The sequence below is a fragment of the Streptomyces yaizuensis genome, from assembly GCF_034961445.1.
Taxonomy (GTDB): Bacteria; Actinomycetota; Actinomycetes; order Streptomycetales; family Streptomycetaceae; genus Streptomyces; species Streptomyces yaizuensis.
Map to the genome: position 1 here is coordinate 550,912 of NZ_BSBI01000002.1, position 21,629 is coordinate 572,540.

General features: G+C 73.6%; 20 protein-coding genes. 7 read left to right on the forward strand and 13 right to left on the reverse strand.

What is annotated here, in order from left to right:
• Positions 1 to 44 precede the first annotated feature (44 nt).
• Entirely contained in the window at positions 45 to 1,298 is a 1,254-nt protein-coding gene (locus SYYSPA8_RS06165) for a helix-turn-helix domain-containing protein (protein WP_323445917.1), read from the forward strand.
• Between the two features lie 316 nt (positions 1,299 to 1,614).
• Positions 1,615 to 1,803, forward strand: coding sequence for a hypothetical protein (locus tag SYYSPA8_RS06170; protein ID WP_323445918.1), 189 nt, complete (start codon positions 1,615 to 1,617; stop codon positions 1,801 to 1,803).
• Positions 1,804 to 2,018: 215 nt separating this feature from the next.
• On the opposite strand, the gene SYYSPA8_RS06175 is transcribed toward SYYSPA8_RS06170, so the two are convergent.
• Genes SYYSPA8_RS06175 through SYYSPA8_RS06190 form a run of 4 tightly spaced genes read right to left on the reverse strand, consistent with a single transcriptional unit; the run spans position 2,019 to position 4,970 of the window.
• Positions 2,019 to 3,065: a serine hydrolase domain-containing protein gene (locus SYYSPA8_RS06175; RefSeq protein WP_323445919.1), complete on the reverse strand. Its 1,047-nt coding sequence runs from the start codon at positions 3,063 to 3,065 to the stop codon at positions 2,019 to 2,021.
• Positions 3,062 to 3,991, reverse strand: a complete 930-nt coding sequence (locus tag SYYSPA8_RS06180; protein ID WP_323445920.1) for a DUF6895 family protein — start codon at positions 3,989 to 3,991, stop codon at positions 3,062 to 3,064. The genes SYYSPA8_RS06175 and SYYSPA8_RS06180 overlap by 4 nt, the downstream gene beginning before the upstream one ends.
• Positions 3,992 to 4,011: 20 nt before the next feature.
• Entirely contained in the window at positions 4,012 to 4,737 is a 726-nt protein-coding gene (locus SYYSPA8_RS06185) for a hypothetical protein (RefSeq protein ID WP_323445921.1), read from the reverse strand.
• Positions 4,738 to 4,748: 11 nt separating this feature from the next.
• Complete coding sequence (locus tag SYYSPA8_RS06190; protein ID WP_323445922.1) at positions 4,749 to 4,970, reverse strand: hypothetical protein; 222 nt, start codon at positions 4,968 to 4,970, stop codon at positions 4,749 to 4,751.
• A 712-nt stretch (positions 4,971 to 5,682) separates the two neighbouring features.
• On the opposite strand from SYYSPA8_RS06190, the gene SYYSPA8_RS06195 reads away from it, so the two are divergent.
• The 3 genes from SYYSPA8_RS06195 to SYYSPA8_RS06205 all read left to right on the forward strand — a co-directional run bounded on the left by SYYSPA8_RS06195 (position 5,683) and on the right by SYYSPA8_RS06205 (position 8,951).
• A complete protein-coding gene (locus SYYSPA8_RS06195; protein ID WP_323445923.1) occupies positions 5,683 to 6,078 on the forward strand; it encodes a TOBE domain-containing protein in 396 nt (131 codons plus the stop codon).
• A 74-nt stretch (positions 6,079 to 6,152) separates the two neighbouring features.
• The gene (modA, locus tag SYYSPA8_RS06200) at positions 6,153 to 6,950 is read left to right on the forward strand and encodes a molybdate ABC transporter substrate-binding protein (protein ID WP_323445924.1); all 798 of its coding nucleotides are present in this window, start codon (positions 6,153 to 6,155) and stop codon (positions 6,948 to 6,950) included.
• Between the two features lie 48 nt (positions 6,951 to 6,998).
• Positions 6,999 to 8,951, forward strand: coding sequence for an ABC transporter permease (locus SYYSPA8_RS06205; protein ID WP_323445925.1), 1,953 nt, complete (start codon positions 6,999 to 7,001; stop codon positions 8,949 to 8,951).
• Positions 8,952 to 8,985: 34 nt separating this feature from the next.
• Here SYYSPA8_RS06205 and SYYSPA8_RS06210 read toward each other — a convergent pair whose 3' ends face one another.
• The 6 genes from SYYSPA8_RS06210 to SYYSPA8_RS06235 form a co-directional block, all read right to left on the reverse strand.
• The gene (locus tag SYYSPA8_RS06210) at positions 8,986 to 9,774 is read right to left on the reverse strand and encodes a VOC family protein (RefSeq protein WP_323445926.1); all 789 of its coding nucleotides are present in this window, start codon (positions 9,772 to 9,774) and stop codon (positions 8,986 to 8,988) included.
• A gap of 206 nt (positions 9,775 to 9,980) precedes the next feature.
• Complete coding sequence (locus tag SYYSPA8_RS06215; protein ID WP_323445927.1) at positions 9,981 to 11,471, reverse strand: acyl-CoA synthetase; 1,491 nt, start codon at positions 11,469 to 11,471, stop codon at positions 9,981 to 9,983.
• Positions 11,472 to 11,572: 101 nt separating this feature from the next.
• Positions 11,573 to 13,132, reverse strand: coding sequence for a sensor histidine kinase (locus tag SYYSPA8_RS06220; RefSeq protein WP_323446325.1), 1,560 nt, complete (start codon positions 13,130 to 13,132; stop codon positions 11,573 to 11,575).
• A gap of 124 nt (positions 13,133 to 13,256) precedes the next feature.
• Entirely contained in the window at positions 13,257 to 14,303 is a 1,047-nt protein-coding gene (locus tag SYYSPA8_RS06225) for a rod shape-determining protein (RefSeq protein WP_323445928.1), read from the reverse strand.
• Between the two features lie 214 nt (positions 14,304 to 14,517).
• A complete protein-coding gene (locus tag SYYSPA8_RS06230; protein ID WP_323445929.1) occupies positions 14,518 to 15,087 on the reverse strand; it encodes a hypothetical protein in 570 nt (189 codons plus the stop codon).
• A 78-nt stretch (positions 15,088 to 15,165) separates the two neighbouring features.
• Positions 15,166 to 15,672 (reverse strand): MarR family winged helix-turn-helix transcriptional regulator, encoded by a 507-nt coding sequence (locus tag SYYSPA8_RS06235; RefSeq protein WP_323445930.1) that lies wholly within the window; start codon positions 15,670 to 15,672, stop codon positions 15,166 to 15,168.
• 110 nt (positions 15,673 to 15,782) lie between these two features.
• Between SYYSPA8_RS06235 and SYYSPA8_RS06240 the strand changes: the two genes are divergently transcribed.
• Complete coding sequence (locus SYYSPA8_RS06240) at positions 15,783 to 16,796, forward strand: NADP-dependent oxidoreductase (protein ID WP_323445931.1); 1,014 nt, start codon at positions 15,783 to 15,785, stop codon at positions 16,794 to 16,796.
• Positions 16,797 to 16,901: 105 nt separating this feature from the next.
• Here SYYSPA8_RS06240 and SYYSPA8_RS06245 read toward each other — a convergent pair whose 3' ends face one another.
• Complete coding sequence (locus SYYSPA8_RS06245) at positions 16,902 to 19,442, reverse strand: M14 family zinc carboxypeptidase (RefSeq protein ID WP_323445932.1); 2,541 nt, start codon at positions 19,440 to 19,442, stop codon at positions 16,902 to 16,904.
• Positions 19,443 to 19,627: 185 nt separating this feature from the next.
• Between SYYSPA8_RS06245 and SYYSPA8_RS06250 the strand changes: the two genes are divergently transcribed.
• Positions 19,628 to 20,518, forward strand: coding sequence for an EI24 domain-containing protein (locus tag SYYSPA8_RS06250; RefSeq protein ID WP_323445933.1), 891 nt, complete (start codon positions 19,628 to 19,630; stop codon positions 20,516 to 20,518).
• 4 nt (positions 20,519 to 20,522) lie between these two features.
• Here the strand turns inward: SYYSPA8_RS06250 and SYYSPA8_RS06255 are convergent, their stop codons facing one another.
• Both SYYSPA8_RS06255 and SYYSPA8_RS06260 read right to left on the reverse strand, forming a co-directional pair.
• Positions 20,523 to 21,251, reverse strand: a complete 729-nt coding sequence (locus SYYSPA8_RS06255) for a carbon-nitrogen hydrolase family protein (RefSeq protein ID WP_323445934.1) — start codon at positions 21,249 to 21,251, stop codon at positions 20,523 to 20,525.
• A 48-nt stretch (positions 21,252 to 21,299) separates the two neighbouring features.
• Positions 21,300 to 21,605 carry a hypothetical protein gene (locus SYYSPA8_RS06260; protein WP_323445935.1) on the reverse strand — a complete coding sequence of 102 codons (306 nt, stop codon included), beginning with the start codon at positions 21,603 to 21,605 and terminating at the stop codon, positions 21,300 to 21,302.
• Positions 21,606 to 21,629 lie beyond the last annotated feature (24 nt).

The window sequence follows — 21,629 nt, forward strand, 5'->3', positions numbered from 1 at the left end:
CCGTTCGGTGGAGGCTGCATTCCACGGGACAGGACGTTGCGACCATGCCGTACGAACTGGAAGAGCAAGAGGCCATCGGCCGTCGGATCAAGCGCCGGCGGCTCGCCCTGGGGATGCCCCAGGCCGATCTGGGGGCCGCGGTCGGCAAGACGCAGGGCTGGGTGTCCAAGGTCGAGAAGGGCCGGATCGAGCTGGACCGGGCCGCGCTGATCAACAGCATCGCCGCCGCTCTGCACTGCCACCCGAACGACCTGATCGACCGCCCGTACGTCGGCACCGTCCCGGAGAACCAGTGGCGGATGGCCGCCGCGTCCATCCTGCGGGAGCTGCGGCGTTACGACCTGACGCCGGTCTTCGACGGTACCCCCCGCCCGTCCGGCGCCCTGTGGCAGGACATGAGGCGGCTGCACCGGCTGCGGGACGCGGCGGCGAACGTGGCGATCCTGCGGAGCCTTCCCGACCTGCTGCGGGAGGCGCACGCCCTGGCCGAGGTGTCGACCGGGCACGAGCGGGAGGAGGCGTTCGGGATCTACGCGGTGTGCTGCAAGTTCGCCCACACGGCCGCGCACGCCCTGGGGCATCCGGAGCTGATCGCCACGGCCTGCGAGCGGGCCGTCTGGGCGTCCCGGCTCTCCGGTGATCCGGTGCTGCCGGCGGTGGCGGACTGGATGCGGATGTGGGACATGTGGGCCACGGCGGACTGGGCCGACGCCCTCACGCTCGCGGACAAGGCCCTCAACGGCATCGAGTCCGCGTACGAACACGGTGACGTCATCGCGGTGCGTGCCTGGGGCAGTCTCCAGCTCCGGGCGGCGGTCTCCGCCGCCCGTGCCGGCAACGCCGCCGAGGCCGACCACCGCCTCGGCCTGGCGCGACAGGCCACCACACGTACGGGCGGCCCGGGGAGCGAGCCCGTCGAGGACCGGCACTCCCTGACTTTCTCAGCGGGCAACGTCACCATCCACGGCATCGGCGTGGCGCTGGAGCTGAGCGACCAGACCACCGCGCTGCGGCTGAACGAACAGGCCAGCCTTGCGGAGATCGCCGCACTTCCCCAGTCCCGCCAGGGACACCACCACATGGACCTGGCCCGAGCCTGGCTCTGGGACGGCGACCGCCACAAGGCCCTGGGGCAGCTGCGCCGGGCCGAGGAGCTGGCACCGCAGCTGGTGCGCAACCACCCCATCGCCAGGGCGACCCTCCGCAGGATCGTCTGTGCGGAACGCGCTTCGACGCGCGAGGAGTTGCGGGGGATGTCGAGCCGTTTCCACCTGGATGACCAGGGCCTATTCTCCTGATTCATATTCACCGGTAGCCGAGCCCTTACCGTCCGTCACATGACGGACGTCACCACCGAACCCGCCTGGGAACCCCGGCGCGGAGACCTCGTCCACGACACCGGCACGGGCCGGACCGGTGTCGTGGTCGCCCTCCCGGAAGACACGGGAACGGCCACCTACCAGCTCAGCCCCGAGGGCGGCGGAAACGGCTGGACCGCCCCCGCGTCCCGGCTGACGCTGTACGCCGAGGATGGCCCCGGCAGCTCCGGCCCCGGTCTGCCGGCCGTGCGCGACCCTGGCGGCAAAAGCGTGCCCCCACCTCAGGCGCCGCCACGTGGCCCTCCGCGTCCAGTCCTGGACCCCGACGGGAGTCCACGGCGCCCTCTACCGACCCAGCCACACCCCCGAACCGGTCGACGCCACCGGCATTCCCTTCGACAGCCCCGCCATCCACTGGACCATCGCCGGCCAACTCATCGTCCGCCTCGACCGATTCACCCTCGTCGGCCCAGCCGAAGAATGAGCGAGAACCCTCTCTGACAGCGGTTCAAAGCGCTTCCCCCTGCTCGCCGCTCGCCGGAACCGTGGCGCGCCCGGTGAGCGTGAAGATGCTTCTGGGCGCCTGGCCGGGGGACCCTTGTCGGCCGCCCGTCTCAGCAGAGTCCGCCCCGTGAACGACCACGAGCACGAAACGAAGATGGCCCACTCCGGACGAGCGAGGGCAGGGGGAGGGCGACCTCAGCCGAAGGCGACCTCGCGGAACAGGCGGCGGCCCGCTCCCAGGACCGGCTGGCCGCGGCCCGGGGTCGTGTTGGCGACGACCGCGACCGCCGTGCCTGCGTCCGGGCTGAAGGCCGCGTACGAGGTGAAGCCGCCGGTGCCGCCCGTGTGCCAGAGGAGGGTGCGGCCGCGGACCTCGCGCAGGTCCCAGCCGAGGGTCTTGTGGTCCGGGGGGCGCGGGCCCGGGTGGCGGCGGAGGCGGACCGAGGTCAGGGCGTCGGCCAGGGGGGGTGGTGCGGTGGCCGGGTCGAGGAGGGCGGTCAGGTAGAGCTGGAGGTCGGTGGCCGACGAGTAGAGGGCGCCGGCGCCCGCGAGCGCGTCGAAGCGCCAGTGGGGGACGGGGCGGCCGCGGCGGTGGCCGGTGGCCGTGCGGGTGGTGAGGTCGGCGTCGTCGGGGACCGTCGTCCCGGTCAGCCCCAGGGGGGCGAGGACCCGGGTGGTGAGCAGCTGGTGCCAGGGGGCGTCGGCCGCGTTGGCGAGGAGCTGGCCGAGGAGCCCGACGCCGAAGGTCGAGTACCGCACCGGTCTCGGGGCCGGGCGCTGCCGCAGGCGGGCGGTCGCCCGGTAGAGGTCGGCGGGGCCGTAGCCGGCGTAGGGGTCGCCGAAGAAGCGGGGCAGGGCCCTGGGGTAGAGGTTGAGCGGCAGCCGGGGCAGCCCTCCGCTGTGGGTCGCGAGGTCGGCGAGGGTGATGGGGGAGGGCCCCGGGCGGGGGCCCGCTCCGGGTGGCAGATAGGTCTCGATGGGGTCGTCGTACGCGACCAGCCCGGCGCCCGCCATCTCCGCCAGCAGCAGCGCGGTGAAGGTCTTGGTGAGCGACCCCAGGGCGAAGAGCGTGCCGGGCCCGGCGGGCGGCGCCCCGCCGCCGGGCCGGCCGTGGTGGCCGAAGGCCGCCGCCGCCCGGTCCGGGCCGCGGATCACCGTGCCGGCCGCCGCCGTGGCGGTGCCGTCCTCGACGAGCCGCCGGACATGGCCGGTGAGCAGTGCCCCGGCCGTGCCGGGACTCATGCGCTGCCCGCTCCCGCCGTGGTGAGCGTGAGGGTGCGGGAGATGGTCAGGGTGCCGGCGACGGCGGCCACGATGGTCGGGTGGTGGTGGTTGAGCCAGGCCAGGCGGGGGTCCGCCGGGGGTACGGTCAGCCCGTTGGGCATCATGCCGTCGTCCTGCTGGGCGCGGGCGACCTGCTTCCACACCTCGGGGAAGAACAGCGGCCGCTTCAGACAGGTCCCCACGATGAGGAATTCGAGCAGCAGGTCCCAGAAGCGGGTCTCCGCGAAGACCTCCACCCACACCGGCAGCCACAGCTGGAGATAGTCCTGGAGCGGTTCGGGCAGCCCGTCGGGGTCGTTGCCGTAGTCCGTGAGGTGGAAGACGGTGTGGGTGACCCCGTAGGCGTTGTTGGCGTCCATCATCCAGGGCTCGGGGGTGCCGCCCAGCCAGGTCTGGTCGGTGAGCGCCTTCAGGTCGTCCTGGACGGGGACGCCGATCCTGCGGGCCGACGCGGCGACCGCGAGCCGGCGGTTGGGCACATGCTCGGTGGAGCGGGCGGCCCGCAGCCCCATCAGATGCGCCGACAGGTCGTCCATGCGCTGGTGGCGCAGGCCGACGGCGGCGAACAGGCCGTAGATCTCCATCGGGTGGGTGGCCGCGGGGGTGTAGACCTGGAGCCGGTAGAGCAGCTCCCCCTTGTCGAACTGTCTCCAGGCGTAGTCGAGCAGGGATTCGGCGGTCGCCGCGCACTGTCTTCCGGCGACGGCTTCCCGGTGGACCGTGGCCACCCCCAGGGTCAGTTCGCTCAACGCCTTGAGCTGGTCCGCGTCGATCTCGTAGTCGGGTACGTCGCGACCGAGCACGAAGGCGCCGCGCATCCGCCCCAGCCACTCCACCGCGCCCTCGCTGACCTGCCGGGCCAGGCGTACCGCTTCGGCGTCCATGACCTCTCCTTCGTGATCTGTCAGCACGCTGTACGCGCCATCAGGCGGCGGGCTACGGCCACTTCGAGCAGTACCCGGGGATCGTCGGCGCCGAGCACCGCCAGATGCTCCAGCGCGGGGGCGACCAGCTCCGGCGCGGCGGCGGGGGTGGTCGCGTCGAGTACGAGCCAGCGCGCCATCCGGGCCGCGCTGAGCAGGTCGCGCCGCAGCAGCGCGCGGACCAGGCCGCGGCTGAGGTCGAGGCGCCGGCCGGCGAGCTGGGAGCGGAGCACCGCGTCGGTGAAGGGGTGCGCGGCCGAGGCCAGCGGCACCAGGATCGCGGTCAGGGACATCCAGTCGGGGGCCAGTCCGCCGGAGGACGGCGGGGCGGGGGCCAGGCCCTCCCAGCCGGCGGCCCCGTCCACCCCCAGGGCGGCGAGCGCGCGCACGAGCGCCGCGTCCCGCGCCCCCCACAGTGCCGCTTCCAGCGGCTGATGCCGCGGTGCGGGGTGTGCCCGCACCGCGGTCCGCACCAGCGCCGCGTCCTCGGCCGGCAGAGGACGTCCAGTGAGGACGAACGGGGTGAGCACATCCGCGCCCAGTACGCGTACGGCGGCCAGGCCGCCCGTACGGTCACCCCAGGCGTCGAGGGAACGACGGACCCCGAAGGTGTCGCCGTCCTCCTGGAGCGCCCGGGTGAGCGCGCCCGCCAGTACACACGTGGCCGTCTCGACCGAACTCGGCGACGGCTGATGCGGAGTCGTCATCGACCATGCCCTCAGAACGCCGCCGCGCAGGCCAGGTTCTGGACCGAGCCGCCGAAGGCGTCTTCGATCGGCTCGTTGCGGCGCGGGTTGGCCGACAGGAGCAGGGCGAGAAGGAGCAGCCCGGCGCCCTTGACGGTCTCGCCGCCGAAGCTGTCGACCTCGCCCTCCGCCGCGATCAGGGCCCGGACCTCGTGCGAGACCGCCATCTCAGCAGTCATATTTTCCACAGACATGATAATTCCTTTCTGTCGTGGAATTGCTCTGGACGAAGGGGCTATTCCATATCCGCTATGGCGTGAAACAGATCCGTCCCGAGAAGGTGCGCAAGGTGACGAGTGGGAAAGGAACGCGCGCCTGTGGGTGTCCTGGCGCGCAAGTTTTCTAGCGTATGCGGTTCTCTGGGGGGCCTGGGGTGATGGACCCCGTGTGTTGCGGGTGGTGCCGCCGCCGGAGTGAACCGTACCGCTGCCGGGGGCGCCCTCGTACCCCGCTGAACAGCGCCGGAGCCCCTGGCCCACGGGTGGGAATCCATGTCGCCACCGCCTCCGTGGAATTACTGTAGGGCTCCATTCGGTGGAGGGAATTACCCCGCCCGGACTCCCTCCGGTTGCGCCGGAAAAGGAATCCGTGCAGGAGGTCTGCGGGGCCGTTCGGCGGCTCATCGGTGGTGCTGCGGATCGCCGTTCGCCGGGGGTGGTGAGGAGTGACCGGAGTGTTCTGCGAGGGCTTTGCGGAGGGATTCCCGGCCGTACGGAGTTCACTCGACCGGAGGAATGGGGAACGGGTGTACGGGTACGGGGGTGGGCCGTTCGGGGAGGGGCGGGTGAGCCGGACGCGGGGCCCGGGGCGGAAGGGCCGCACCGCGACAGCTCAGGGTCTTACCTGCGGCTGATGAAGGGGGAAATGCCTTGCATCTGCGGGTTCCGGGCGCCTAATCTGGCGCACATGCCGTCGTACACCATCGGTCGGGCCGCTCAGCTGCTCGGCGTCAGCCCCGACACCGCGCGCCGCTGGGCCGACGCCGGACGGATCGCGACGCACCGCGACGAGAGCGGCCGCCGGGTCGTCGACGGACGCGACCTGGCCGCCTTCTCCGTCGAGCTGGCCCAGGGCACCGGCGGGGACGACGACACCCCCTACACCTCCGCGCGCAACGCGTTCCCCGGCATCGTCACCGCCGTGAAGCTCGGCGACGTCGCCGCCCAGGTGGAGATCCAGGCCGGACCGCACCGGCTGGTCTCCCTGCTCACCCGGGAGGCCGTCGAGGAACTGGGCCTCGAAGTCGGCATGCTCGCCACCGCCCGGGTCAAGTCGACCAATGTCCACATCGATCGGGTCTGACCCCCCGACCCCTCGACCTCGACCCCTCGACCTCGACCCCGCCCCCCGACTCCGGCCGCCGACAGGAGCACCCCATGAGGACCGCCGCCATCCGCCGCCGTACCGCGGCCGCCGCCCTGACCACCGCCCTCGTGGCCACCCTGGCCGCCTGCGGGGACGGCGACGGAGACAATGACGGGGACGGGGACGGCGGCGCCAAGGGCGCCCGTACCGGACTGACCGTCCTCGCCGCCTCCTCCCTCACCGACGTCTTCCGCACCGCCGGGGCCGCCTACGAGAAGGACCACCCCGGCACCAAGATCACCTTCTCCTTCGCCGGATCCCAGGAGCTGGCCGCCCAGGTCCGCCAGGGAGCCCCCGCCGACGCCCTGGTCACCGCCGACACGAAGACCATGGACTCCCTGGCCGCCGACACCGGCGAGCCCACCGTCATCGCCCGCAACCGGCTCGTCATCGCCGTCGGCGAGGGCAACCCCCACAAGGTCGGCGCCCTGCGCGACCTCGCCGACCCCAAGCTGAAGGTGGTGCTCGCCGCGCCCGAGGTGCCCATCGGCCGCTACAGCCGGCAGGTCCTCGACGCCCAGCGCCTCACGGTCGCGCCCGTCTCCCTGGAGCCCAACGTCCGGGCCGTCCTCGCCAAGGTCGAACTCGGCGAGGCCGACGCCGGTCTCGTCTACCGCACCGACGCCGCGTCCGCCGCCGACAAGGTCGACGCCGTCACCGTCCCGGACGCGCAGAACGCCATCGCCGGCTACCCCGCCGCCACCCTGAAGGAGTCCCCGAACCCCGAAGCGGCCGCCGCCTTCGTCTCCTGGCTCAGCGGCCCCCGGGCGCAGCGCATCCTCCAGGACGCGGGCTTCCTGAAGCCGTGACCCCGCACGGGACCACCCCATGAGACGCCCCATGAGACACCCCAACCCATGAAACGCCCCGCCCCCACCCGGGCACCCCTGCTGCTCACCGTGCCCGCCCTGCTCGCGATCGCCTTTCTGCTGCTGCCGCTCGCCGGGATCCTGCTCCGCACCGACTGGGCCCGGCTCGGCGGCGATCTCACCGACCCGGCGGTCGTCCAGGCCCTGCGGCTGTCCCTGTACGTCTCCTGCTGGGCGCTCGGCCTCTCCCTGGTGCTCGGGATCCCGCTGGCCTGGCTGCTCGCCCGCGTACCGTTCCGGGGCAAGGCCCTCGTCCGCTCCCTGGTGCTCCTGCCCATGGTGCTGCCGCCCACCGTCGGCGGCGTCGCCCTGCTGCTGGGCCTCGGCCGCCGGGGCGTCGCCGGCCCCTGGCTGGAGGAGACCTTCGGGATCGTCCTCCCCTTCCACACCTCCGGCGCGGTCGTCGCCGCCACCTTCGTCGCGATGCCGTTCCTCGTCATCAGCCTCGAAGGCGCGCTGCGCGGGCTGCGCCCCCGGTACGAGGAGACCGCCGCGTCGCTGGGGGCGTCACCGGTACGGGTCTTCCTGACCGTCACCCTGCCCATGGTCGCCCCCGGGCTGATCGCCGGGGCCGCCCTCACCTGGGCCCGCGCGCTGGGCGAGTTCGGGGCGACGATCACCTTCGCCGGGAATCTGCCCGGGGCCACGCAGACCCTGCCGCTCCAGGTCTACCTCCTGCTCCAGGAGGACCCGGAGGCCGCCACCGCCGTCTCCCTGCTGCTGCTCGTCATCGCCATGGCGGTCCTCGTCGCCCTGCGCGGACGGTGGACGCCCCGCGGCGGGGAGCCCCGGCCCCGCCGCGACCCCGCCCCGGAACCAGCAGCTCAAGAGCCAGCAGCTCAAGAGCCGGCAGCTCCGGAACCGACCGCTCCGGAAACCCTCGTACCGACCCTCACCGCACCCACCTCCCTCCACGCCGACCTCACCGGCTTCACCCGGCTCACCCTCACCGCCGACCCGGGCACCACCCTCGCCGTCGTCGGCCCCAACGGCGCCGGGAAGACCACCCTCCTGCGCGCCCTGCTCGGCCTCACCCCCCGCGCCCACGCCCGGCTGCGCCTCGGCGACGACCCGGTCACCCACCTCCCCCCGCACCGCCGCGGTGTCGCCTGGGTCCCCCAGGACGGCGCGCTCTTCCCGCATCTGACCGCCCTCGGCAACACCGCGTACGGGCCGCGCGCCCAGGGCGTCCCGCGCGCCGAGGCCCGCCGCCGCGCCCAGGAGTGGCTGGACCGGCTCGGGGTCGGCACGCTCGCCCACCGGCGCCCGGCCCAGCTCTCCGGGGGCCAGGCCCAGCGGGTCGCGCTCGCCCGCGCGCTCGCCGCCCGCCCCCGGCTGCTGCTGCTGGACGAGCCGCTGGCCGCGCTCGACCAGACCACCCGCGCCCGGGTCCGGCACACCCTGCGCGCCCATCTCGCGGACTTCGCCGGGGTCTGTCTGATCGTCACCCACGACCCCGTGGAGGCGCTGTCCCTCGCCGACCGGGTGCTCGTCCTCGACGGCGGCCGGGTGCTCCAGGACGCCCCGCCCGCCGAGGTCACCCGCCACCCCCGTTCGCCGTGGGTGGCGCGGATGCTGGGCCGCAACGCCTGGGCGGGCACGGCGACCGGCGCCGGGCTGCTGCTGCCCGGCGGCGGGGCGCTGACCGCCGCCGAACCGCTGCCCCTGCCGGAGGGGACACCGGCCCTCGCGGTGATCCCGCCCGAAGCCGTCTCCGTCCACCGCGAACGGCCCGGCGGCAGCCCGCGCAACGTCTGGCGGGGGACCGTACGGGAGATCACCGCGAGCGGCAGCCGGATGCGGGTGCTGATCACCTCGCCCCGGATCCCCGACCTCGTCGCCGAGACGACCCCGCAGGCCGTCGCCGAACTCGGGCTCACCGACGGCGCCGAGGTCTGGACCGCCGTCAAGGCGACCGAGGTCTCCCTGACCCCCCTGTGACCACCGGCATCACCACAGGCAGCACCGGAGGCGGTCAGTCGAACGACGGCATCCCGCCCTCCGTGTCGGCCGTGTCGACCACGGTGAACACCGCGCCCTGCGGGTCCATCAGCGGCGCGAACTTCCCGAACGGGCTGGGCATCGGCCCGTACAGGAGCCTGCCCCCGAGCCGTACGGCGGTGGCGACCGCGTTCTCGACCCCGGTGACACCGAAGTACACATTGATGAACGGGTCCGCGTCGGCGGGGAAGTTCTCCGACATCCTCAGCCGCCCGGCGACCGGCTCACCGCCCACCTTCCAGACGTGGTAGTCCACCCGGTCGCTCTCCATCCGCCGCACCTCGAACGGGAAGACCAGCGGGAAGAAGGCGTCCGCCCGGCGCGCGTCGCGGGTGCACGCGTCCGCCCAGACGAACGCGCCCGGCTCCCCCGTACGCCCGAAGCCCTCGTGGCTCCCCGCCTGCCAGGCGCTGAACGGCACCCCGCTCGGGTCGGTCGCCCGGACCATCGTGCCGAACGGGCCGACCGGCATCGGCTCCATCGTCACCGTGCCGCCGTGCTCCCGGACCCGCTCCGCCGTCGCCCGGGCGTCCGGCGTGGCGAAGTACAGGTTCCACGCGGGTATCCCGCCGTCGCCCGGCGGCCGCGGATGGATCGCCGCCACCGGCTCGCCGCCCACCGTGGCCTCCGTGTAGTGCCCGTACTCGGCGGCGCTCTCGCCGAACTCCCAGCCCAGCAACCCGCCGTAGAAGTCCTTGGCCGCCGCGAGATCCGTGACCATCGCGTCGGCCCAGCAGGGGGTGCCCTCCGGTCGTACGGCCATGGCGCCACCGCCTTCTCGTCCTCGCGCGTTCCGGGGTACGGGAAACGCATCCCGCACCATCACGCTAGGCGCCCCCTCCCGGCCGCGCGCGCCGAAGAGGCATCACCGCAGGTGGGGTGGGGTACGAGAGCCCCGGCGCCGGGGCCCGGCCAGGCGCCGGGGACGGTCCGGCGGCAGGGTCACGGTCCCGGCGCCAGGATGAGGAGTCAGGGCGCGGGGGCCGTCAGCGCCCGCTTCATGACCTTGCCCATGTCGTTACGGGGCAGCTCCGGCAGGAACCGGACGTCGCGGGGCCGCTTGTGCGGTGCCAGCTGGTCCGCCACATGGTCCGACAGCTCCCGCGCCGACGGCCGGTCCGCGCCCTCCGCCGCGACGACCCAGGCCACCACCCGCTCCCCGAGATCGTCGTCGGGCTCGCCGGTGACGGCGGCCTCCCGCACCCCGGGGTGGTTCAGCAGCGCGTTCTCGATCTCCCCCGCCCCGATCTTGTACCCGCCGCTCTTGATCAGGTCGGTGGCCCGGCGGCCGACGATCCGCACCGAGCCGTCCGCGTACCGCACCGCCATGTCGCCGGTACGGAACCAGTCGCCGTCCAGCGCGGCGGCGGTCGCGTCGGGCCGGTTCAGATAGCCCCGGAACAACTGCTCGCCCCGGACCTGCACTTCGCCGATGGTCTCCCCGTCGGCCGCGTCGAGGACCGTGCCGTCGTCGTCCACCAGCCGCAGCCCGACACCGCTCAGCGGCGGCCCGACCGAGCCCGGCCGCGCGTCCCCGTCCGGCCGCACACTCGTGGTGATCAGCGTCTCGGTCATGCCGTACCGCTCGATCACCCGGCGGCCCGTCGCCGCTTTGATTCGCCTGTGGTCGCGCAGGGGCAGCGCCGCCGAGCCGGAGACCAGCAGCCGGGCGCCCGCCAGCGCCCGCCGCAGCGCCGGATCGTCGTCGACGACCTCCGCCAGCCGGTGGTACATGGTCGGCACGCCGAACAGCATCGTGCCGCCGTCCGCCAGCTCCCGTGCCACGCCCGCCGCCGAGAACCGGCCCAGGTGGCGCAGCTCGCCGCCCCGGCGCAGCGGCCCCAGGACGCCCAGGACCAGCCCGTGCACATGGAACAGCGGCAGCGCGTGCACCAGGACGTCGTCGCCGGTCCACGCCCATGCCTCGGCGAGCGCGTCGAGATTCGCGGCGATCGCCCGCCGGGGCAGGACCGCGCCCTTGGGCGGGCCGGTGGTGCCCGAGGTGTAGACGACCAGCGCGGGGGAGAGCGGGTCGTGCTCCCGGGCCCTTCCCGCCGCCGGCCCGTCGCTCACCTCGCTGCTCACCCCGTCGCTCACCCCGTCGCTCACGCCGGTGCTCACCTCGATGGTGAACAGCGCGCCGAGCAGGGGCGGCAGGGGCACGCCGGGGCAGACCAGCACCACCGACGGCGCGCTGTCCGCGACGATGTGCGCCAGTTCGCGTTCCCCCGTACGCGGGTTCAGCGGCACCACCGGTACGCCGGCGAGCAGCCCGGCGACCACGCCCACGACCGCCTCCGGGGTGGGGGTGGCCCAGAGCGCGACCCGGTCGGCCCCGGCGATCCGGGCCGCCAGGGCGGTGGCGGCCCGGGCCAGCCGCCCGTAGGTCAGCCGCCGTCCGTCGAAGCGGAGCGCGGGCCGTTCGGGCGCGGTGTACAGGGCGGGGAAGAGATCGCTCACTCGCTGTTCTCCCTCTCCGGGGCCGTGGAGGTCTCCGTGGAGACGATCCGGATCATGTCCTCGCGCCCGCAGCCTAGGTCCTTCGGACGGTGCGGAGACGGTCAGTACGGGAACTCGCGGGCGACCGTCGTGCCCCGGTCCCCGGACCCGCCGCGCAGGCCGTCGTCCGTCACCGTCAGCCGCACCCCCGGCCGCCCGTCGCCCGGCCGGGTCGTCGCGTCGACCTCCACCGTCACGGACGACACCTCCGCCCGCTCCCGTACCGCCGCGAGCGCCTCCCGCAGCGCCGTCAGCAGCCGCCGCCCGGCGGCCTCGGGCACGAGGGTGTCCACGGCGCCCACGAACCGCACCGACGGCCGGAGGCCGAGGACCGCCGCCGCGCCCGACGTCTCCCGCAGCACCAGGCCGCGCAGGCCCGCCGGGGCGTCGGCGGGCGGCTGCTGGAGCGCGACGATCGCCGTCCGCACCTCCTGGATGGTCGAGTCCAGCTCGTCCACGGCCCGGCCCAGCAGCTCGTCGGCGGCGGGGTCCTCGCCGGCCGCCCGCCGCCGGGTCGACTCCAGCATCATCTCGGTCGCGAACAGCCGCTGCACCACCAGGTCGTGCAGATCCCGGGCGATCCGGTCGCGGTCCTCGTACACCGCGAGCCTGGCCCGGTCCTGCTGGGCGTCCGCGAGCACCAGGGCCAGTGCCGCCTGGGAGGCGAACTGCGAGGCCAGCAGCCGTTCCACGGCGGTGTACGGACGCCCCTGCCGGGACCGGGGCAGCGCGAGCGTGCCGATCAGCCGCCCCCCGCTCTGGAGCGGCAGCATCATCGAGGGGCCGAAGCGGGACCGTACCGAGGTGGTCATCCGGGGGTCGGACGCCGAGTCGTCGACGAAGACGGGCTCACCGCCGAGGAGCTGGACGAGGACGGGGGAGCCCGGGGCGATGGTGACGCCGACGAGACCGTCCGTGCCGTCCCTCCCGTCCTCGTCCGCTGCGTCCGGGGTGCTCGCGACGACGATCTCCATCCCGCCGTCGCCGGTGGGCTGGAGCACCACGCCGGCCGCCGCGTCCGCGAGCATCCTGGCTTGTTCGGCGACGGTCCGCAGGGCGTCCTCGGGGCTCACCCCGGTCAGCAGCGCGGTGGTGACGGCCGCCGCGCCCTCGATCCAGCGCTCGCGCTGCCGGGCCGTCCCGTACAGCCGGGCGTTGCCGATCGCGATCCCCGCCTGCGAGCCGAGGACCCGCAGGACGGCCATGTCCTCCCCGGTGAAGGCGCCCTCGTGCTTCCCGGAGAGGTAGAGATTGCCGAAGACCTCGGACTCGACCCGGATCGGCACCCCGATCAGATCGTTCATCGGGGGGTGGCCCTCGGGGACGCCGGAGGAGCGGGGGTCGGCCGACAGGTCGTGGATCAGGAGCGGCCGGGGCTCCCGCAGCAGCAGTCCGACCAGGCCCGAGCCGCCGCCGGGGAGCGCGCCGATCCGGTCCCGCTCCTCCTCGGTCAGGCCCGAGGTGTACAGCGCGCTGAGGGTGTCGCGTTCGGCGTCGATCACGCCGAGGGCGCCGTAGCGGGCGCCGGTCAGCTCGGTCGCGGTGTCCACCAGGCGCTGGAGCGTCTCGGCGAGGCCGAGGTCGGTGCCGACGCCGAGGACGGCTTCGAGGAGCCGGGGCAGCCGGGGCCCGTTGCCGTCCCCATTCCCATTCCCATTCCCATTCCCGTTGCCGTCCCCCGTGCCCGGTCCTTCGGGCCCGCCCGGCCGGTCCGGTCCGCTCACCCCGCCCCAGCCGTCCCGGGGCTCACTCCTCCACCTCCGGCAGCGTACTGAGCGCCAGTGGCTGGATCCTGCCCTCCAGCATCGCCCCGAGACCGAGCACGGCGCAGACGTCCGGCCGGTCCGCGATCTGTACCGGCATCCCGGTGGCGTCCCGCAGCATCTGGTCGAAGCCGGGCAGCAGGGCGCTCCCGCCGACCATCGTGATCCCCCGGTCGGCGAGGTCGGCGACCAGGTCGGGCGGGCAGTCCCGCAGCACCTTGCCGATGCCGTCGATGACCGACGTCAGCGGGGTGTGGATGGCGTTCCGTACGGCGGCGGTGTCGACCTGGACGGAGCGGGCGAGGCCGGTGGCGACGTCCCGGCCGTGGATCTCGGTGGACTCCGGCCCGTGCGAGTGGAGCCCGTTGCCGTGCAACGCGACCTGGAGCGGGCGTACGGACTGGCTCGGCAGCATCAGCTCGTGCTGGGTCCGCAGATGCTGGATCACCGCGTTGTCGATGACGTTGCCGCCGACCGGGATCCGCTCGGCGGTGACGATGGACCCCAGCGAGAGGACCGCGATCTGGGTGGTGGCCGCCCCGCACACCATGATCATGGTGGCGGTGGGCTGCTCCACCGGGAGCCCGCAGCCGACGGCGGCGGCGATCAGGGTGTCCACCAGCTCCACCCGGCGTGCGCCCAGTCCGACCAGGGTCTCCACGGAGGCCCGCTGGGCGAGCGGGTCGCTCAGATGGGGGGTGCAGGCGGCGGCCCGCAGCCGGGGCTTGCGGCGCAGCTGGCGGCGGAGCTTCTCGCCGAGGAGGTGGCGGATCATCCGCTGGGCCATCTCGATGTCCACGACGGTGCCGCCGGAGATCGGGCGCACCACGCGGATGTAGTCGGGGGTGCGGCCGGTCATCTTCTCGGCGAGCGCGCCGACGGCGATGAGCGCGCCGTTGCGGGTGTTCACGGCGGCGACGCTCGGCTCGTCCACGACGAGTCCGACGCCCTTGACGAAGACCCTGGTGCGGGCCGCGCCCAGATCGACGGCGATGTGGCAGCGGCGCAGCTGGTCAAGACTGACGGTCACGACGGATCCTTCCCCGGTGCGGTCCCTGAAGGCATCGTCCGGCGGGGGGTGCGGCGGCGCGCGCTGAGTGGGCCGGTCGGGGGGTACGGCGCTGACATTCCGCCAGATGACGGTGTGTCCGCTTGACCGGGTACGGGGGAGGGCTCCGCGCCGCGGCCCCCTCGGGAGCGGGGTCCGGGGGTGGTCCGGGGGTGGTCCGGGGGCGGTCCGGGGGTCAGGCGAGGCGCTGGAGGAGGCCCCAGGTGAACTCGGCCACCGCCCGCTCCCCGCCCGGCAGGGTCAGCGCGAGCCGCCACCGGGTGGGCGCCGACCCCTCCAGCGGGGCCGCCGGGCCGAACGCGCGCGCCACCTCGTCCACCACGCAGGACCACGGGGTCAGATCGGCGGCGGTGCGCAGGGCGGGGGCGGGTGCCCCCGGGGCCCGTACCAGCCACTCGTTCCACACCGCCGCGGACCGGGCGTCGGCCAGCACCTCGAAGCGCAGCGAGGGCCACAGGGGCACCGGCCAGCGCAGCGCCTCGCACTCCAGGTCGCCGATCCGGCGCCGCTCCCGGTGCTCCGGCGGGCCGAGCACCGACCGGTAGCGGCCGAGCGCGCCCCGGCCCCGGGGCGCGTGGACGAGCGCCTGCCAGCGGCGGTTGGCCTCGCGCATCCGTGCGGTGGAGACGTCCAGCTCGCGGCGGGCTTCCTCGACCAGCTCCGGCTGGAAGTCGGCCATCCGGCGGAGCAGGACGAGCTGGAAGTCGAGCGGCCCGAGGGGCGAGGCGGTCGTCATGCCCGCCATCCTGCCGTCCCGCCATCCTGCCGTCCCGCCATCCTGCCGTCCCGCCATCCTGCCGTCCCGGCGGGAGGGCGGGACGGGTCAGTGGCCGCCGGTGCCGGTGCCCGATGCCTCCGGTGTCTGTGGTGTCTCCTGTGTCCCCGGGCCGCGGTCGCCCGGTTCCTCGCCCAGCATCCGCAGCAGCAGATCCCGCAGGGTCCGCCGCTCCTCCTCGGAGAGCCGGCCCAGCGGCTCCCGCGCGAAGTCCAGGGATTCGCGGAGCCTGCCGACCGTGCCCACGCCCTCCTCGGTCGCGGCGGCGACCTTGACCCGGCGGTCGTGCGGATCGGGCCGCCGCTCCACCAGACCGCGCAGTTCCAGCCGGTCCACGATCCCCGTGACGTTCGAGGGCTCGCACTTCAGCCGCTGGGCGATCCGGCGCATCGGCAGGGGCTCCAGGGAGAGCAGCCCCAGCACCTTCGCCTGGGAGCCGGTCAGCGCGTACTGCGCGGCGGCGTGGTCGTACTCCGCCGTATAGCGGGCCACGACCGTGCCGATGAGGTCGATGACGTCGAGGGTGAGCGGATCCGGACGTGAGCTGCTGGCCATGACACCCAGCCTACTCCGATACTTGACAACATGAAATATGAAGGAGCATGGTTGTTTCACAACCTGAAATAAATACCCGCAGCACAGAGAACGCAGGAGGCCACCCAGCCATGTCCGCACTCCCCGCGACCGGTCGTGAATGGCATCTCGTCGCCCGCCCGCACGGCTGGCCCAAGGAGGAGGACGTCGCCCTGCGCGAGGTCCCCGTGACCGAGCCCGCCCAGGGCACGATCCTGGTGCGCAACAGCCACTTCTCGGTCGACCCGTACATGCGCGGCCGGATGAACGACGTGAAGTCGTACATGCCCCCCTTCCAGCTCGACCACCCCATGGAGGGCGCCGCGGTCGGTGAGGTCGTCGCCTCGGCGGCCGAGGGCTTCGCCGTCGGCGACCACGTGCTGCACTTCCTCGGCTGGCGCGAGTACGCCGAGGTCCCGGCCGGGCAGGCCACCAAGGTCGACCCGGGCCTCGCCCCGCTCTCCGCCTACCTCGGCGTCCTCGGCATGCCCGGACTCACCGCGTACGCGGGCCTCTTCGAGGTCGCCGGCTTCAAGGAGGGCGACTCCGTCTTCGTCTCCGGCGCCGCCGGCGCGGTCGGCAGCCTGGTCGGCCAGCTGGCGCGGATCAAGGGCGCCTCGCGGGTGATCGGCTCCGCCGGCTCCGCCGAGAAGGTCGCGCTGCTGACGGAGAAGTACGGCTTCGACGCCGCGTTCAACTACAAGGACGCCCCGGTCGCGGAGCAGCTGCCGAAGGCCGCCCCCGACGGCATCGACGTCTACTTCGACAACGTCGGCGGCGACCACCTGGAAGCGGCCCTCACCTCGCTCAACGTCCACGGCCGCGTCGCCATCTGCGGCATGATCTCGGTCTACAACGAGACCGAGGCCGCGCCCGGACCGCGCAACCTGCCGCTGATCATCATGAAGCGGCTGCGCCTGGAGGGCCTGCTCGTCAACGACCACCGCAACCTCCAGCCCCAGTTCGTCAAGGACGTGGCCGGCTGGCTGGCCTCCGGGGAGCTGACGTACGACGAGACCGTCGTCGAGGGCATCGAGAACGGCTACGAGGCGTTCATCGGCATGATGCGCGGCCGGAACACGGGCAAGATGGTCGTCTCCATCTGACCCCTTGGCCCGGACCGTCGGCCCCTCCGCCCGCCACGGACCATGCCTGAGGGCCGTGCCCCCCGTCACCACGGGGAGCACGGCCCTCAGGCGTTCACCAGCAGGTCAGTGGTTCAGCAGAGCCCGTCCCACCTGCGCGAACGTACCCTTCGGGTGACTGCGGAAGAGCGGTTCCGTACCGAACAGCGTCACCGGCACCCCGCTTGCCGACGTCCCGCTGACGACCGACGGCTTCCCCGCCGCGTCCGCCGGACCGCCCGTCCCATCGGCGGTCGCCCGCCAGTGGCCCGACAGCAGCGGATTGCCGCCGCCGTACGCCTGGTCCACCCGGACGCCCTTGCCGAGGCCCGTGAACCAGACCGGCTCGTAGACGAACGCGTGCGGCTGCGTGCCACCCGTGATCGTGCCGCCCTTGTTGACCACCCGGACCACGCCGTTCGCGTCCCCGTTGCCCGCCACCGCCGTGGCGTCGAGCAGCCCCGCCGCACCGGTGAAGGCCGCGCCGCCGGTGCCGACACCGACCACGCCGACCCCGCTCCGCGTGAACGCGTCCCGCGCCGCCGGCGTCAGAGCGGCGTGGCTCAGACCCGTCGAGACGATCAGCGAGTCCACGCCCTTCCAGTCGAAGCCCGCGTTCAGGACGGACGTCGACACGGGCACCACGTCGAAGCCCATCTCCCGCAGCGCGAACAGCTCGCCCGCCGTCACCGACGCCGCCACCCGGGTCCGCTCCAGCGCGGTCGTGCCCCGCTCCCGCGCCGCCGTGAAACGCACACCGAGCCGCTCGGCGAGCCGCTCCGCCTTCGTGCGCGCCGACGCCGCCACGATCGCCGCGCCGTCCCCCGTACGCCGGACCGCGACGCCCTGCGCCAGCAGCGCGTTCACCGCCTCCAGCTCCTTGGGGTCGGACAGCTCCAGCCGCAGGTCGCCCCGGTGCGCGACCGAACCGGTGGGCGCCGCCTCCCGGACCGTACGGCTCAGCAGCCGCAGCTCCCCCCGCTCGGCCCGGTGCACGGTCGCGCCCCACAGCCGGCCGAGGCTCCACCCCGAGATGTCGTACATCGCCGCCACGTCGGCGCTGATGTCCCGGCCGTCCGCGAGCATCACATTGGCGATGCCGCGCTTGGGCTGGCGCATGTCGACCACGTACGAACCGGCCGCGTGGACCGTCCCGTCCAGCCGGAACGGCAGCACCGCCCGCTCCACGCGGACATCGTTGGCGACCAGATGGTCCACCAGCCGGGCCGCCGCCACCGCGCTGCGCTGGCCGCGCCCCGCCGGGATGACGTACGCGCGGGGGAAGGTCGCCGTGTAGACGTCCTCCGGGCCGATACCGGGCACGCCCGGCACGGTCTCCGGCGAGATCGTCCGCTGCGCCTCACCCGCCGCGCCCCGCCGGAAGGTCTCGATCTGGTCGGCGATCAGCGAACCGCGGTGGGTACGGGTGTACTCCAGCGTCGCCCGCATGGCCGCGCCCGCGATGTCGGTGTTGATCGCGGACCGCCGGCGCAGCTCCGCCACCGGCAGGGCGTCGTAGTCCCGGTTGTTGACCCGCATCGGGAACTCGATGGTGTGCGAGGCCACCGCCCCCTGGAAGGGCATGTACTGCGGGGTGAAGATCGGCGGCCAGTCGTCCCAGCCCTCCGCCCAGTCCCGGAAGGGGATCTCGGCCGGCCGGACACCGTCCTTCGCCTCCGTGTAGCCGAGTGCGTTGACGGCCTTCTCCATGCCCAGCGCGTTGGCGTAGGAGTTCTTCAGGAAGAGGTCGTACTCGTAGTTCTCGCCGTGCGGCGGGGTCGTCGGCTCGATCAGCGTGCCGTTGACATAGCCGTGCAGATCGAGCATCACGGCGGGCTGCTTCTCGATGGCGATCTTCCGGATGGCCCGGGTCTCGGGCTGGGTGGCGGTGATGAAGTCCCGGTTCAGGTCGAAGCCCTGGGCGTTGGCCCGGGTCCCGGCGACCCGGCCGTCCGGGTTGGCGCTCACATTGAGATGGATCCGGTTCTTCGCCAGCAGCTCCCGGGTCTTCGCGTCGTTGGCCTTCGCCAGCTCCTCGATGAGCTTCAGGGCCGCGTCGGTGCCCTCCCACTCGTTCCCGTGGATGTTGTTGTTGAAGAAGACGGGCGTCTTGTACGTGGCGGCGATCCGCCGGTCGCGCGCCGCCGACGCCGGGGAGTTCTCGATCCGCTCCCGCATCCGCTCCTGGTCGCGGACCTGGGCGGCGCTCTCCGGCGCGGTGACGGTGACGAGATAGAGATCGCGCCCGGTGGCGGACTTCCCGGCCAGCTCCACGCTCACCCGGTCGCCGAGCTTCTGGAGTTCGTTGAGGCGGGGAGCGAGGGAGTGGTACGGGGCGAGGCCCAGCTTGATGGACTTGTCCGCCGCGTTGACCGGCGGGACCGTCAGCACCGTGCGCCGGGGGTAGGCGGTGCCGGTCTGGTGGCTCCGCGCGGCCGGGGCCTCCGCGGCGGCGGCCGCACGCGGCAGTTTCGTGAAGACCGGGTCGGCGTTGCCCCGGTCGCGGACGGGGTGCGTGCCCTCCGGCTGGGGCGGCTGGCCGGGGACGGCGGTCGCGGGGACCGGGGCCAGCAGGACGACGCCGGTGAGCGCGGCGGTGGCGGCCAGAACAGGTCTGGATATGCCCATGCGTGGTACCTCCGTGGGTCGGGGGCGGACCACCGTGGACCGTCGCCGGACCGCGGTTGCCGCTGACGGAGGGTTTACCGCCAGGTCACGGCAACAATCAAGGGCTTGATTTTTCGTGTCACCACCCTGTCACCACCAAGAAACACCCCCGGGGCGGGTGCGGTGGCGCCCGATAAGGTGGCCCCATGCGCGATCTTGGGGTGGGTTTCGGCTATCTGATCAAGGGCCAGCGCTGGGTCGGCAGCCGAGGCCGCCGGCTCGGCATCGGACTGCTGCCCGGCCTGGTGACACTTCTCCTGTACGCGGCCGCGTTCGCCGCGCTCGCCTGGGGCGGCAGCGACCTGATCGGCTGGGCCACGCCGTTCGCCGACGACTGGTCCTCGCCCTGGCTCGGCCTCTTCCGGGGCTTTCTGACCGCCCTGCTCTGGGTGCTCGGACTCTTCCTCGCGGTGATCACGTTCACGGCCGTCACCCTGCTGGTCGGGCAGCCGTTCTACGAATCGCTCTCCGAGGACGTGGACCGCGGCGAGGGCGGGCACGTCCCCGAGTCGGGACTGCCGCTCTGGCGCGACCTGTGGATCTCCGGCCGCGACTCGCTGCGGATCCTGATCCGGGTGGGGCTGTACGGGGTGCTGCTCTTCGCCGCCGGATTCATCCCGGTCGTCGGGCAGACCGTCGTCCCCGTCCTCGGGTTCTGCGTCACCGGCTACTTCCTCACGGAGGAGCTGGCGGCGGTCGCCCTCCAGCGGCGCGGCGTCGAACTGAAGGAACGGCTGCGGCTGTTGCGGGAGCGGCGGATGATGACGCTGGGCTTCGGGGTGCCGCTGGCCCTGGCCTTCCTGGTGCCGTTCGTGGCGGTGTTCCTGATGCCGGGCGCGGTGGCGGGAGCGACCCTGATGGTGCGCGAGCTGCGGCCGGACGCCCCCGGGGACGGCGACGCCGTGGACGCGGGCCCGGACCGGGCCGCCCCGGACCAGGACCCCGGCCACCTGTACGCCCAGGGCACCCCGCACCCGCAGGGCACCCCGTACCAGCAGGGCGGCGGCCCCGTCCCCGGCAATCCGTACGCCGGCTAGCCGGTCAGCGGCTCACCGGATCCGGGACCTGCGCCACCGCGAGGCCCGGATCCGACCCGCCCGCCGTGGCCAGCAGGGTGCCGTCCGGACCCCACACCGCGCTGTCGCCGGGGCACGGCCCGACCTCCCAGTCGCCCACCAGATTGGCCAGGACGACCTGGAGCCCGAACTCCCGGGCGCGGACCGGATAGACGGTCGTGAACGAGTCGTTCCCCCGCTCCAGCGCCGAACTGGCCGCGTACACCGTGCAGCCGTCCGCGGCCGCCCGCTCGGCCAGCTCGGGGAAGCGGTTGTCGTAGCAGACCGCGAGCGCCACCCCGACCCCGTCGAGGACGAACCGCCCGTCCCGCTCGCCCGCCTGGAACAGCTCCAGCTCCCGGCCGTGCAGATGCCGCTTGTCGTACCGGGTCAGCAGGGTCCCCGCCGGGCCGACGACCAGCGAGGTGATCGCGGGGCGCGACCCGTCCGTGCGGACCACCGCGTTGACCACGGCCGCCGTCCCCGTCTCCCGGCAGGCCCGCCGCACCGGCTCCAGCCGGGCGTCGTCCTCGGTCAGCCACAGACCGGGATCCGCGGCGATCAGCTCCAGGTCGTAGCCGGTCAGCGCCAGTTCGGCGAAGACCACGAGCCGGGCACCGCGCCCGGCGGCCGACCGGACGAGTCCGGCGACGGTCCGGGCGTTGCCCTCGACATCGGCGGGTACGGGGGAGAACTGCGCTGCGGCTGCCTTCATCCCCCCATGATCACCCGGGTCGGCCCGGTCCGGCACCGGCGGCCCGGGTCAGGGATAGCCGTCCGGGTCGAGCGGCAGCCGCGCGCCCCGGCTCTGCGCGATCCGGTGCACGTTCCGCAGGGCCTCCGTCAGCTGGGCCATCACCAGCCGGAGCTGGTCGGGCGGGATCTCGTCCTCCGCGAGCAGGTCGTCGGCGTGGTCGAGCAGATCACCCGCCAGACCGAGCTGGACGCTCTCGATGGTGTCGGCGACCCGGGAGATGTAACCACTGCCGTCGCTGTCGAGATAGCAGGGTTTGCCCTCGGGCGTCGACCAGGGGAGCAACCGTGCCTCGTGCGCTTCCTGGCCACTCACCGGCGCCCCCCGCTCCGGATGGCT